Annotated in this window: 13 protein-coding genes; 12 read left to right on the forward strand and 1 reads right to left on the reverse strand. The window is 74.4% G+C overall.

Features of this window, described 5'->3' with window-relative positions:
• Positions 1-13: 13 nt before the first annotated feature.
• Positions 14-2,140, reverse strand: coding sequence for a RecQ family ATP-dependent DNA helicase (locus tag ACH0BZ_RS07785; RefSeq protein ID WP_406897723.1), 2,127 nt, complete (start codon positions 2,138-2,140; stop codon positions 14-16).
• 118 nt (positions 2,141-2,258) lie between these two features.
• Here ACH0BZ_RS07785 and ACH0BZ_RS07790 point away from each other — a divergent pair, with 118 nt between their 5' ends.
• The 12 genes from ACH0BZ_RS07790 to ACH0BZ_RS07845 all read left to right on the forward strand — a co-directional run bounded on the left by ACH0BZ_RS07790 (position 2,259) and on the right by ACH0BZ_RS07845 (position 13,297).
• Complete coding sequence (locus ACH0BZ_RS07790; protein ID WP_406897522.1) at positions 2,259-2,867, forward strand: class I SAM-dependent DNA methyltransferase; 609 nt, start codon at positions 2,259-2,261, stop codon at positions 2,865-2,867.
• 130 nt (positions 2,868-2,997) lie between these two features.
• Entirely contained in the window at positions 2,998-3,882 is an 885-nt protein-coding gene (locus ACH0BZ_RS07795; protein WP_406897523.1) for an SDR family NAD(P)-dependent oxidoreductase, read from the forward strand.
• A 47-nt stretch (positions 3,883-3,929) separates the two neighbouring features.
• Positions 3,930-5,219 carry a glutamate-5-semialdehyde dehydrogenase gene (locus ACH0BZ_RS07800; protein ID WP_406897525.1) on the forward strand — a complete coding sequence of 430 codons (1,290 nt, stop codon included), beginning with the start codon at positions 3,930-3,932 and terminating at the stop codon, positions 5,217-5,219.
• Between the two features lie 26 nt (positions 5,220-5,245).
• Positions 5,246-6,127: an AAA family ATPase gene (locus tag ACH0BZ_RS07805; RefSeq protein WP_406897527.1), complete on the forward strand. Its 882-nt coding sequence runs from the start codon at positions 5,246-5,248 to the stop codon at positions 6,125-6,127.
• Between the two features lie 11 nt (positions 6,128-6,138).
• A complete protein-coding gene (locus tag ACH0BZ_RS07810) occupies positions 6,139-7,563 on the forward strand; it encodes a vWA domain-containing protein (RefSeq protein ID WP_406897529.1) in 1,425 nt (474 codons plus the stop codon).
• 65 nt (positions 7,564-7,628) lie between these two features.
• On the forward strand, positions 7,629-8,105 hold the full coding sequence (locus tag ACH0BZ_RS07815; protein ID WP_406897530.1) for a hypothetical protein: 477 nt from the start codon (positions 7,629-7,631) through the stop codon (positions 8,103-8,105).
• Positions 8,106-8,136: 31 nt separating this feature from the next.
• Positions 8,137-8,859 (forward strand): nicotinate-nucleotide adenylyltransferase, encoded by a 723-nt coding sequence (gene nadD / locus ACH0BZ_RS07820; protein WP_406897532.1) that lies wholly within the window; start codon positions 8,137-8,139, stop codon positions 8,857-8,859.
• Entirely contained in the window at positions 8,856-9,305 is a 450-nt protein-coding gene (gene rsfS, locus ACH0BZ_RS07825; protein ID WP_406897534.1) for a ribosome silencing factor, read from the forward strand. The genes nadD and rsfS overlap by 4 nt, the downstream gene beginning before the upstream one ends.
• A gap of 7 nt (positions 9,306-9,312) precedes the next feature.
• On the forward strand, positions 9,313-10,005 hold the full coding sequence (locus tag ACH0BZ_RS07830) for a histidine phosphatase family protein (RefSeq protein ID WP_406897536.1): 693 nt from the start codon (positions 9,313-9,315) through the stop codon (positions 10,003-10,005).
• Positions 10,002-10,832: a DegV family protein gene (locus ACH0BZ_RS07835; protein WP_406897538.1), complete on the forward strand. Its 831-nt coding sequence runs from the start codon at positions 10,002-10,004 to the stop codon at positions 10,830-10,832. The genes ACH0BZ_RS07830 and ACH0BZ_RS07835 overlap by 4 nt, the downstream gene beginning before the upstream one ends.
• Before the next feature lie 51 nt (positions 10,833-10,883).
• Positions 10,884-11,879 carry a ComEA family DNA-binding protein gene (locus ACH0BZ_RS07840; protein WP_406897539.1) on the forward strand — a complete coding sequence of 332 codons (996 nt, stop codon included), beginning with the start codon at positions 10,884-10,886 and terminating at the stop codon, positions 11,877-11,879.
• Positions 11,876-13,297 (forward strand): ComEC/Rec2 family competence protein, encoded by a 1,422-nt coding sequence (locus ACH0BZ_RS07845; RefSeq protein ID WP_406897541.1) that lies wholly within the window; start codon positions 11,876-11,878, stop codon positions 13,295-13,297. Before ACH0BZ_RS07840 ends, ACH0BZ_RS07845 begins: the two co-directional genes overlap by 4 nt.
• The last annotated feature ends 19 nt before the right edge of the window (positions 13,298-13,316 follow it).

Raw genomic sequence — 13,316 nt, forward strand, 5'->3', positions numbered from 1 at the left:
CGGGCGGGTCAGGTCAGCCCGCGGACGCCACGGCCAGGGGGAGCACGGCGTCGGCCCCGACGGACCGGAGGTGCCGGGCCGCCTCCGTGACCGTCCAGCCGGTGCCCACGGTGTCCGCGACGAGCAGCACCGTGCCCTCGGCGGCGCCGTCCGGCCCGCCGAACGTGCCCCACAACTGCGCCACGCGGTAGGCGGAGTTCTGCGCGGTCACCGGCGGCAGGGCGGGATCGCGGCCGACCTCGCCGAGGTAGTCCATCCGGCCGATCTCGGCGAGTCGGCGCGCGAGGCTCTGCACCAGTAGAGGGCGCTCGCCACTCGTCAGCGCGGCGACGCCCGCCGGACGTTCCTCCCATCCCCACTCGCGCAGGACCGGGACGCAGGCGTGGACCAGCCAGTCGGGGGGCTCCTGGTCCGGTTCGGCGAGCAGCCCGCGGATCCGCTGCCCCAGTCCGAGGTCGGTGAGTCGGGCCAGTGCCCGTCCTTCGGCCGGGCCGTCGGAGATGCGGCCCTTGAGCGGGACGTCCAGGCGGGCGAGCCCGGTGGGCCACTGCCTGCGCGGCGCTATCACCACGCCGGGCCGCTCGAGCGCGTGCCGGGCGCGGGTGAGCGCACTCTCCTCGACCGCCGTCGTGCGGCGCTCGCCCGTGCAGTTGTCGCAGCGGCCGCACCCGCCCGAGGAAGGGTCGAGCGTCGGGTCGTCGAGCTGTCCGCGCAGGTACTCCATCCGGCAGCCGTCGGTGCGCTCGTAGGTGAGCATCGCCTGCTGCTCGGCCAGTCGCGCCTCGGCCAGGCCGGCGTACCGCTCGGCGTCGTACTCCCAGGGCTCGCCGGTGGCCATCCAGCCGCCGCGGACGCGTTGGACGGCGCCGTCCACGTCGAGCACCTTGAGCACCATCTCCAGGCGCGTGCGCCCCAGGTCCACCGCCGGCTCGAGGGCCTGCGTGGACTGCGGCCGGTCGGGCTCGAGCGCGCCGAGGACCCGCCGCACCACGTCCTCGCCCGGGAACGCCAGGGACGCGAAGTGGTTCCAGATGGCGCGGTCCTCGGGCCCCGGTATCAGTACCACATCGGCGCGGTCGGCGGCACGGCCTGCGCGGCCGATCTGCTGGTAGTAGGAGATCGGCGACGGCGGCGCGCCCAGGTGCACCACGAAGCCCAGGTCCGGCTTGTCGAAGCCCATGCCCAGTGCCGACGTGGCCACCAGCGCCTTGACGTCGTTCGCCAGCAGCGCCGCCTCGAGCTCCTCGCGCTCGGCGGCGTCGGTCCGGCCGGTGTACGCGCGGACGCGGTGGCCGGCCGAGGCCAGCAGCTCCGCCATGTCCTCGGCCGCGGCCACGGTGAGGCAGTAGACGATCCCGCTCCCGGGCAGGTCCTCGAGGTTCTCCAGCAGCCACGCGGCGCGGCGCTCCGAGTCCGCGATGTCCACCACCGACAGGCGCAGCGACTCCCTGTCCAGGCCGCCGCGCAGCACCAGCGTGTCGGTCCCGTGGGCGCCCACGCCGAGCTGCGCGGCCACGTCCCGCACCACGCGGTCGTTCGCGGTGGCGGTGGTGGCCAGCACGGGCACGCCCTCGGGCAGGTCCCCGAGCAGGGTACGGATGCGCCGGTAGTCGGGCCGGAAGTCGTGCCCCCAGTCCGACACACAGTGCGCCTCGTCCACCACCACGAGCCCGGCGTCGGCAGCGAGCGCCGGCAGCACGGTGTCGCGGAAGTCCGGGTTGTTGAGCCGCTCCGGGCTCACGAGCAGCACGTCGACCTCGCCCGCGCGGACGGCCTCGCGCACCGCGTCCCACTCGGTCATGTTGGCCGAGTTGATCGTCGCCGCCCGCACGCCCGCTCGCGCGGCCGACTCGACCTGGTTGCGCATGAGCGCCAGCAGCGGCGAGACGATCACCGTGGGGCCCGCGCCGGACTCGCGCAGCAGACGCGCGGCGATGAAGTACACCGCCGACTTTCCCCAACCGGTCCGCTGCACCACGAGAGCGCGGCGGCGGTCCACGACCAGGGCCTCGATGGCCGTCCACTGGTCCTCGCGCAGCCGGGCGCCGGGCCCGGCGAGCGCCGAGAGCAGCTCGTCGGCGCGGGCGCGCAACGCGTCGCGGTCGGGCGGGGCCGGGGCGGGGGAGCTCATGGGACCCATCGTGCCCGAGGGGTCGGACATCGCAGGCCTGCGGCAAGGCCCCGTGGGTCACGGCCCGCCTCGTCGTCGTCACCTCCGGCCCCGACGCCGTGTCGTACCCCGGGGCCATACTGGCCCCATGACCCGAACGTGGAAGCAGATCGTCGAGGCCGACCCCGAGCACTCCCGCAGGTACGCGCAGCGGTGGGACGACATGGTGGCCGAGGGAGTGGACATCGACGGCGAGGCGCGCCTCATCGACGCGATGGCCGCGCGCGGGTCCCGGATCCTCGACGTGGGCTGCGGGCAGGGGCGGACGGGCGCCTATCTCGCCGCCCGCGGGCACCGCGTGACCGGCGTCGACCTCGACCCGCACCTCATCGACCGGGCGCGGCAGTCCTGTCCCGACGCGACGTGGGAGGTCGCGGACCTCGCCTCGGACGGTTGGGCGCCGGGGCCGTTCGACCTCGCCGTCTCGGCGGGCAACGTCCTGGCCTTCGTGGACCCCGCCCAGCGGGGCGCGGTGCTGCGCAACCTCGCCGCGCGACTGGCGCCGGCGGGGGAGGGTGACGACGAGGCCGGCCGTCTCGTCGTGGGGTTCGGCCTCGACCGCGGCTGGACCCGTGAGGACTTCGAGCGGGACGCCACCGCCGCCGGGCTCCGCGTCGAACAGCGCTTCTCCACGTGGGACCTGCGGCCGTTCACCGACGAAGCCGGCTTCCTCGTCGCCGTGCTCCTGGGGGCGTGATCCACTCACCGATCCTCCGCGCACCGCTCAATCGATAGGGGTACCGCCGTGTCACGCGGCCGGGGAGCGGGACCTGCTGCACGTGAGTTGACGGCCCACGGCGCCAGGCGAGCCGTGCACACTGGTCGGCATGAGCGCACACGAGTGGACCGTCGACGACGTGCCGGACCAGACCGGCCGCACCATCATGGTGACCGGCGGGACGAGCGGCATCGGTCTGGAGGCCGCCCGGGTGTTCGCCGCCCGCGGCGCCCACGTCGTGCTGCCGTCGATCACCCGGGCCGAGGGCGAGGCGGCGGCCGCGGAGATCGGCGGCTCGACGGAGGTCCACGAGCTCGACCTGGGCGACCTCGCCGCGGTGCGGGCCTTCGCCGCCGCCCACACCGGCCCGATCGACGTCCTGCTCGACAACGCCGGACTCATGAGCAAGACCCGCCGCGAGACCGCCGACGGCTTCGAACTGCACCTCGGCGTCAACGTCCTCGGCCCGTTCCTGCTCACCGAACTGCTGCTGCCGCGGATCGCCGACCGGGTGGTCATCACCGCGTCGATGTCGCACGCGGCGGCCCGGCTGGACCTCGACGACCCCCACTTCCGGCACCGCCGCTACTCGATGGCCGCCGCCTACGCCGAGTCGAAGCTCGCCTGCATGCTGTGGGGCCTGGACCTCCAGGAACGGCTCCGCGAGGCCGGCTCGGACGTGCGGGTGCAGCTCGCGCACCCCGGTTTCGCCTCCACCTCGATCCTCGACCCCACGCCGTTCCCGCCGGTCAACGCGGTGCTCAACGTGATCAGCCGCCGGATCGTCCCCACCGCGGCCGACGGGGCCCGTCCGCTGCTGTACGCGGCCACGGCCGACCTCCCGGCGTGCTCCTACGTCGGACCGACCGGCTGGCGGCAGATCTCCGGCACCCCCGGCATGTGCGACCGCGCGCCGCAGGCGTGGGACCGGGACCGGGCGCGGCGGTTCCGCGAGTTCGCCGCGCGGGAGACGGGGGCCGAGCCGGCGGTCTGAACGCCGCCCGCGGCCCGCCCGCGACGGGCGTCGGTACGCTGGCGGGCATGACCACCAGCTCCCTCGATGCCCCCGACACCACGGACCAGGGCGCGGCCGACCCGGTGCGCGACGCCGTGTACGAGGCCGCGCGCCGGGCGCGGACAGCCTCGCGCGAGCTGGCCCTGCTCACCGCGGACCGCAAGAACGCCCTCCTGCTCGCCGCCGCCGACGCCCTCGTCACCGCGCGGGCGGACATCCTCGAGGCCAACGGGCGCGATATCGACGAGCAGACCGCCGAGGGCACCGGCGAGGCCATGCTGGACCGGCTCCGGCTCACCGAGGATCGGATCGACGGTATCGCCGGCGGCCTGCGCCAGGTGGCTGCCCTGCCCGACCCGGTCGGCTCGGTGACCCGCGGCACCACGCGCCCCAACGGCCTGCAACTGCGTCAGGTGAGGGTGCCGCTCGGCGTGGTGGGCATGATCTACGAGGGACGGCCCAACGTCACCGTCGACGCCTTCGGCCTGGCGTTCAAGTCCGGCAACGCCGCCCTCCTGCGCGGCTCGCGCTCGGCCCGCCACTCCAACGAGGCGCTCGTCACGGTGCTCCGCTCCGTGCTCACCGCGCACGGCCTGGCCGAGGACGCGGCGCAGCTCCTGCCGTCCGAGGACCGCTCGTCGGTCACCCACCTCATTCAGGCGCGCGGCCTGGTGGACGTGGTGATCCCCCGCGGCGGCGCCGGGCTCATCCAGGCCGTCGTGGAGAACGCCAAGGTGCCGGCCATCGAGACCGGCACCGGCAACTGCCACCTCTACATCCATGGGGATGCGGACCTCGACGAGGCGATCGAGTTGCTCCTCAACGGCAAGACCCGCCGATGCAGCGTGTGCAACGCCACCGAGACGGTCCTGCTGGACGCCGCGCTCGGCGACGCCGCGGTCGACCGCGTGGTGGGTGCGCTGCAGACCGCCGGCGTCACGGTCCACGGCGACCGCGAGGGGCTCGTCCCCGCCGACGACACGGACTGGGGCGAGGAGTACCTGAGCATGGACATCGCGCTCAAGGTCGTGGACGGCGTTGGCGGGGCGATTGACCACATCGCTCGCTGGTCCTCCGGGCACACCGAGGCCGTGGCCACCCGCAGCATCGAGGTGGCCGACGAGTTCTGCGCCCGGGTCGACGCGGCCGCGGTGATGGTCAACGCCTCCACCGCGTGGACCGACGGCGAGATGTTCGGCTTCGGCGCCGAGATCGGCATCTCCACCCAGAAGCTCCACGCCCGCGGCCCGATGGGCCTGGAGGAGCTGACCAGCACAAAGTGGATCGCCCACGGCAAGGGACACGTCCGTCCCTGACCCGGGCCGGCGACAAAGGAGCATTCATGGACCGAGCCCGACCCGAGCAGCGCCCCGTCTTCGAGAGCATCGACCACGTGATCGAGGCCCTCGGCGACCAGGGTTACCTCGCGGACCGCTCTACCGCGACCGTGGTGTACCTGGCGGACCGGCTGGGCAAGCCGCTGCTCATCGAGGGGCCGGCAGGTGTCGGCAAGACCGAGCTGGCCAAGGCCGTGGCCGGCGCGACCGACGCCGAGCTCATCCGCCTGCAGTGCTACGAGGGCGTCGACGAGGCGCGGGCGCTGTACGAGTGGAACCACGCCAAGCAGATCCTGCGCATCCAGGCCGGGCAGGGCGAGGGCTGGGACTCCACCCGCGACGACGTGTTCTCCGAGGAGTTCCTTCTGTCGCGGCCGCTGCTCACCGCGATCCGGCGCAGCGACCCGACTGTCCTGCTCGTGGACGAGGTGGACAAGGCGGATATCGAGATCGAGGGGCTGCTCCTCGAGGTGCTCAGCGACTTTGCCGTCACAATCCCCGAGCTCGGCACCATCGAGGCCACGCGCAAGCCGTTCGCCGTGCTCACCTCCAACGCCGCGCGCGAGCTGTCCGAGGCGCTCAAGCGGCGCTGCCTCTACCTCCACCTGGACTTCCCGACTCCCGAACTCGAGCGTCGGATCCTGGCCTCGCGGGTGCCCGAGCTCGACGACCGGTTGGCCGAGCAGCTCGTGCGCGTGGTGGGCGTGCTGCGGGCGATGGCGCTCAAGAAGGTGCCCAGCGTGTCCGAGACCATCGACTGGGGCCGCACTCTCGTGGCGCTGGGGCTCGACACGATCGACGACGAGACCGTGCTGCAGACTCTCGGCGTGGTGCTCAAGCACCAGTCCGACCAGCTGCGCGCGGCGGCCGAGCTGCGGCTCAACTAGGGGAGCGGGCCATGGCCGTTGAGGGCGGGATCCCGGCGCACCTCGTCGACTTCGTCGAGGCGCTGCGCCGCAAGGGCATTCCCGTGGGGCCGAGCGAGGCGGTGGACGCCGCCGCCGCGATGCTTCACGTGGACCTGCTCGACCGGCAGGCGCTCCGCGAGGCGATGGCCTCGACGATCCTCCACAAGCCCACCCACCGCGGCGTCTTCGACCAGCTCTTCGACCTGTGGTTCCCGGCCGCGGTCGGCGGGCACCACCCCGGCGAGGTGGTGGAGCTCGAGGAGGAGATCCCCACAAACCCGGACGGCTCGGTGGACCCCGAGGCGCTCAACCGGCTCATCGCGGACCTGCTGCTCGAGGACACCGAGGAGTCCCGGGCCAAGGCGCGGGCGCTGGCCGAGCTGCTCGTGGAGCAGTTGGGCAGCTACGACTCGGTCAACGGCCAGCGCTTCTCGGCCTACCAGGCGTTGAGCCCGCTGGACACCAACTCGATCATGCAGCGGATCCTCGACGGCCTGCTCGGCGCGAACCCCTTTGATCCCGACGGCGCGAAGCGGCACGCGGAGAAGACCGCGGCCGCCAACTCGGCCGCCGACATGGTGCGGGGGTTCCTGCGCGAGGTGGCCGACGAGACCCGGCGCCGCACCGCCGAGACCGTGGGACGCGACCGGATTGCCGACTACGCCGTGGCGCCGGCGGCGGAACAGGTGGACTTCCTCCGTGCCAACGACTCGGACCTGCAGACCCTGCGGCGCCGTGTCGGCCCGCTGGCCCGCCAGCTCGGCAGCCGGCTGGCCGCCCGCCGCCGGCGCCACCGCCACGGCGCAATCGACATGCGCAAGACCATGCGCCGCTCGATGTCCACCGGCGGCGTGCCGGTGGAGTTGGTGCTGCGAAAGCCGCGCCCCGCCCGGCCTGAGCTGGTGGTGCTGTGCGACGTCTCCGGCTCGGTCGCCGGCTTCAGCCACTTCACGCTCCAGCTGGTGCACTCGCTGCGCGAGCAGTTCTCCCGCGTCCGCGTGTTCGCCTTCGTCGATACAACCGACGAGGTGACCCGCTTCTTCGAGTCCGGCTCGGACCTCGGCTCGGCGATGAGCCGCATGGTCCGCGAGGCTCGGATCGTCACCTACGACGGCCACTCCGACTACGGCCACGCCCTCGAGGGCTTCGCCGACCGCTATGCCCACACCCTCACCCGCACCGGCTCACTGCTCATCCTGGGCGACGGCCGCAACAACTACCGCGAACCCGCCGTGCAGGCGCTCGAGTTCGTCTCCGAGCGGGTGGGCCACACGCACTGGCTCAACCCCGAGCCGCGCCGGCAGTGGGGGACCGGCGACTCCGCCGCCCGCCTGTACTCGCAGTACGTGCCCATGCACGAGTGCCGCAACGTCGAGCAGCTCACGGCCGTGGTGTCCGGGCTGCTGCCCGTGTGACGGCCCCGATACGCTGACCCGATGCGCCTGGGGATCGATTTAGGCAACGCCATGGCCCCACCGCGGTGGGTCTGGCGATCGCGGCGGACACCGACGCCGGGTACTCGCTCACCGACCGCCTCTCGCGCGGGTTCGGGGTGTTCCGCGAGTCCGACGGCGGCCGGCGCACCACCTTCGACCCGCTCATCGGCCCCGACCTCGTGGTGGCACCCGGCGCGGTGGAGACGATCCGCCGCCGCTACCGGCCGGCCCACGATCTCGGCCGCTACCGCTTCGTCGAGTACACCTGCACGGACGCCGAGGGCGAGCCGCGCGGCGACAACGCCCCGCTCGCCACCGTGTCCTTCCCCTTCGATCCGGCCCTGCAGGGGCTCTGCCCGCGGGAGTTGGACGCGCGCCGGGTGTCGCGGTGGGTCGGGGACGGGCTCGGCGACGTCGAGGAGACCTACACGATCGACGAGACGGGGCTGGCGAGCGTCGAGATCACCGACCTGGCCACCGGCCACAGCGTCCGGCACGGCTGGGGAGCCGCCACCCCCTAGTGGCGGCGGCGGCCCGATAGACTCCGTGACCATGACCACGACTCCGGAACCCGCGGGTGAGCGGCGCCGCATCGGGGTGATGGGCGGGACCTTCGACCCCATCCACCACGGCCACCTCGTGGCGGCCAGCGAGGTGGCGCACCGGTTCGGGCTCGACGACGTCGTGTTCGTCCCCACCGGTGAGCCGTGGCAGAAGCGCGGACGCACCGTGTCCTCGGGCGAGGACCGCTACCTCATGACCGTCATCGCCACCGCCTCCAATCCGCGCTTCTCCGTGAGCCGGGTGGACATCGACCGGCAGGGCCCCACCTACACCGTCGACACGCTGCGCGACCTGCAGCGCCAGAACCCGGGCGCCGACCTGTACTTCATCACCGGCGCCGACGCTCTGGAGAAGATCCTCACCTGGCGCGGGTGGGAGGATCTGTTCGAGCTGGCCACGTTCGTCGGCGTCTCGCGCCCCGGCTTCGAGCTCTCCGACACCCACCTCGAGCAGATCGACGACGAGAGGGTCCACCTGCTGGAGATCCCCGCGCTGGCCATCTCCTCCACCGAGTGTCGGCGCCGCGCCGGTGCCGACGCCCCCGTCTGGTACCTCGTGCCCGACGGCGTGGTGCAGTACATCGCCAAGCGCAACCTCTACCGTCCCGAGGGGTCCACCCGCAGCGACGGCACCCCCGCCGCCACGGCGCCCGTCCACCGCGAGCCCGCGCCCCCGACCACAGACCCCCACCCCGAGGAGACCCCCCAGTGACAGCAAGCCCCGAGGCCCTGGAGATGGCCGGCGTCGCCGCGCGCGCCGCGGACGAGAAGCTGGCGACCGACATCGTGGTGATCGACGTCTCCGACCAGCTCGTCATCACCGACTGCTTCGTCCTGGCCTCCGCCGACACCGAGCGTCAGGTCAACGCGATCGTCGAGGAGATCGAGGACGCCCTGCGGGAGGCCGGGCACAAGCCGCTGCGCCGCGAGGGGACCCGCGAGGGCCGCTGGGCGCTGCTCGACTACAACGAGGTTGTGGTGCACGTCCAGCACGTCGACGAGCGCGACTACTACTCGCTCGACCGGCTGTGGAAGGACTGCCCCGTGGTGGAGATCGACGGCGTCGAGACCGCCGCGCGTCCCGGCGGCGCCGCAGGTGCCGACGACGCCGACGACGCGCTCGCCCCCGAGGAGCCCCAACGGGACCAGGGGCTCTGATGACCCTGTGACCCGACGACTCATCCTGTTGCGTCACGGACAGACCAACTACAACGCGTCGTTCCGGATGCAGGGCCAGCTGGACACCGAACTCAGCGAGCTGGGTGTCCAGCAGGCGCATGCCGTCGGCCGCGCGCTGGCGCCGCGCCGGCCGTGGACGATCATCTCCTCCGACCTGCAGCGTGCGCACGAGACGGCACGCGCCCTCGCCGAGGAGGTGGGCCTCGAGGTGCGGACCGACGCCCGGCTGCGAGAGACGCATCTGGGGGACTGGCAGGGGATGAGCCACTCCGAGGTCGACACCCGCTGGCCCGGCGCCCGCGGCCGCTGGCGGTGCAGCCCGCGGTGGGCGCCGCCGGAGGGCGAGAGCCGCGTGGACGTGGCGCACCGGACCCGCGAGGTCGTCGACGAGTTGGTCGACCGGGAGCCGGAGTGGAGCGAGCATCCTGCGGTCCTCGTCGCGCACGGCGGGGCGATCGCCGCGCTCACCGCTGCACTGCTCGAACTGCCCGTGGACCAGTACCCGATGTTCAACGGCCTGGGCAACACGTGTTGGGTGCAGCTCTCGGCACACCCCCGCCCCGACCCGTCGTGGGGTGAGACGGCCGCGCCCGAGGTGGCCCCCACCACCGACGGAGCAAGGGACCTGCTCTGGCGCCTGGACCAGTGGAACGCCGGCGTCCCCCTGGAGGCGTCATGACCATCCGCCTCGTCACCGACAGCACCGCCGACCTGCCGGAGGAGTGGCTCCGCGACTTCGGGATCACCGTGGTGGACCTGCACCTGGTCGAGGAGGACGGCGTGCCGGTCTCGACTTCGGCGGCCACGCCCGACGAGATCGCCGAGGTCTACGAGGAGCTGCTCGCGGACCCGGACTGCACCGGCGTCGTCTCGGTCCACCTCTCGCGCGAGCTCTCCCGGACCTGGCAGTCGGCGGCGGATGCCTCGACGCGCTTCGGCGGGCGCGTCCTCGTGGTGGACTCGCAGGGCGCCGGCATGGCCTTCGGCGCGGTGGTCGCCCAGTGCGCATGGGCTGCCGCGCGCGGGCTGGGGCTCTCCGCGACCTACGAGCTCGCGGAGCGACTGTGCCGGGGCGCGAGCACCTTCGCGGCGGTCGAGTCCCTGGACAGCCTTCGGCGGGGCGGCCGGATCAGCGCCGTGGCCGCGATCTTCGGCGGCGCGCTGTCCATGCGCCCGATCATCATTCTGCGCGGCGGCACCATCGACCTGGCCGCCAAGGCGCGCACCACCACCAAGGCGCATCAGAAGATCCGGTCGCTGCTGCGGGAGGAGCTCTCGAAGGGCGACGTCCTGGTGGCCGTGCACCATCACCGGTCGCCCGAGCGGGCTGAGGACATGGCCGCGGAGATCCGTAAGGAGACGACCTTCCCGGAGCGGGTGCGGATCGTCGAGTTCGACGAGGTGCTCGGGTGGCACCTGGGCGACGGAGCAGTGGGGGTCTCGGTGACCGGGCTCCACGACACGGAATTCCCCATCCCCGGGGTCTCTCCACAGGCTGAGGCCTGAGCGGGCTCTGGGCGGCCGGTCGGGGGCGGGGGCGGCGCTAGGTTCGGCGCCATGCGCACCGACACCCCCACCCGGCCGTCGAAGGACCCGGACCCCGCGCGCGCCGCGGCGCTCCGCCGGCTGGCGGGCGTGCCGTGGCTCGACGACGAGGTCGGGCGGACGCGAATCACGGCCGATCCGCCCGCGCCGGCCGATCCACCGACGCCGACCGACCCGACGGACCACGAGCCCGACGGCAGGCGGCCCGTCCGGGTGCCGCCCGCCGCACCCGACGCGGGCGCGTGGGCTGACCCGCCGTGGTGGCGCCGCGTTCGGTGGACCCCGGACCGGTTGTCCGGAGTCGCGCTGGTCGTGCTCGTGCTCGCGCTCGGGGGGTTCTCCGTCCACCGGCTGCTCGGGTCGGTGCCAGCGGGCCCGCCGGTGCCCGATCTGCCACTGGCCGAACCGGGGGAGGCGCTCCCCGGCGGCCAGGCCGCGCCCGTCACATCCACCGTGGCCGCCGCGGGCGCGGCGGCCAGGGGATCGGCGCCCGGGGACGCGGCGCCGTCGCCGGAGTCGGTGGTGGTGTCGGTGGTGGGCCTGGTCCACCGCAGCGGGCTGGTCACGCTCGCGCCCGACGCCCGCGTCGCCGACGCGCTCGAGGCGGCCGGGGGAGTGCTCGAGGGCGGCGACCGCGACGGGCTCAACCTCGCGCGCCGGGTGGCCGACGGGGAGCAGATCCTCGTCGGGGTGGCCCCCGGGCCCGACGGGCCACACGGTCCCCGCAGCGGCATCGTCGGGGCCGAGGGTGCGGCCCCCGCGCCCGGCGGCGAGGGTGGGTCCTCGCCCGATGTGGGCGCACCGGCGGGCGGGGCCGGGCTGGTGAACCTCAACACCGCCGATGCCGCCGCCCTCGACGAGCTGCCGGGCGTGGGCCCGGTGACCGCGGCGGCGATCCTGTCCTGGCGCAGCGCCCACGGACCCTTCGCCGCCGTGGACCAGCTCGCCGAGGTGGACGGGATCGGGCCGGCGACGCTGGCCCGCCTCCGACCGCTCGTCACGGTGTGAGCGCCCCGCACCGGGTGCCCGCGGTCCGGGACCTGCGTTTGGTGCTGCCGACTTTGGCCCTGTACGCGACGGTCGCGGCGACCGCCGGGGCCCGCCCGGCCGCGGCCGCGGCGGTGGCCGTCGTGCTCGCGGCGTCCGCGGCGGCCTCGACGTGGTGGGCCGTCGCGCTGCGGGGCGGCGGTCACGAGCGGGCGGCGTTGGGACTCCTCTCGCTCGCGTGCGTGCTCGGTGCGGTCGGTGCCGGGACGCAGGCGGCGCGGGCGCACGTGCTCGTCGCGCACCCGTTGGTCGAGCACGTGGGCGGGCGGACCGGGGTCGAGGCGGAGGTGACGGGGTTCGACCGGCCGGTGCGCGGGGGCGGCGTCATGGTGCCCGTCCGGGTGGAGGTCACCGGGTCGGGGGCGTCGGCCCGGGCGGCGGCGATCGACACGGTGCTGCTGGCCCGCGAGGGCTGGCGGGGCCTGCCGCCGGGGACCGGGTTCAGGGCGACGGTGCAGGTGCTCGAGCCCCGGTCGGCGGGGGAGGTGCCCGCGATCCGGGCGCTCGGCCCACCGCGGCTCACGGGGGCGCCGGGGCTGACCGGGACGGTACCGGCGGCCGTGCGGGAGCGGATGCGTGTGGTCTCGGCGCGGGCCCTCGACGGCGAGGCGGCCGGGCTGCTCCCGTCGTTAGTGCTCGGCGACGAGGGCGAGGTGTCGCCGGAGACCCGGGAGGAGTTCCGTGCCTCGGGGCTGACGCACCTGGCGGCGGTATCCGGCGCCAACACCACCTACGTGGTGGGGGCGGTGCTGCTCGCCGCAGCAGCCCTCGGCGCGGGCCGGCGGGGCCGGATCGCCGCCGCGGTCGTGGCGCTCGGCGGCTTCGTCGCGGTCGTGGGCCCCGAACCGGCTGTCCTGCGGGCGGCCGGCACCGGGGTGATCGGGCTGGCCGCGCTCGGTGCCCACCGGACGGGCCGCCCGCTCGCCGCGCTGGCCGGGGTGGTCCTGCTCGTCAGCCTCCTCGACCCGCCCACCGCGACCGGCGCCGGGTTCGTGCTCTCGGTGACGGCGACGGCGGCACTGATCGTGGCCGCGCGGCCCGTCTCCGTCCTCCTGCGCGGCCGCGGGCTCCCCGTCCCGGCCGCTGACGTCCTGGCGGTGTGCGTCGTCGCGCACCTGGCCACGCTGCCGGTGCTCGTCCTGTCGGGCCTGGGGTCGGGGCCGTGGGCGCTGCCCGCGAACGTGGCGGTGGCCCCGGTGGTGCCGGTGGTCACCGTGCTCGGCACCGCGGCGGCCACCCTCGGTCCGGTGTGGGAAGGCGGCGCCGTCCTGCTGGCCCGGGCATGCGGGCCGGCGCTGTGGTGGCTCGAGACGGTCGCCGGGGTCGCGTCAGGGCTGCCCGGATCGCCCCCGCCTCCCTCGCCGGGAGGCGCGCGGTAGCCCCGCGTCACCGGACCCG

This window comes from Dietzia sp. 179-F 9C3 NHS, from assembly GCF_045369825.1.
GTDB lineage: Bacteria > Actinomycetota > Actinomycetes > Mycobacteriales > Mycobacteriaceae > Dietzia.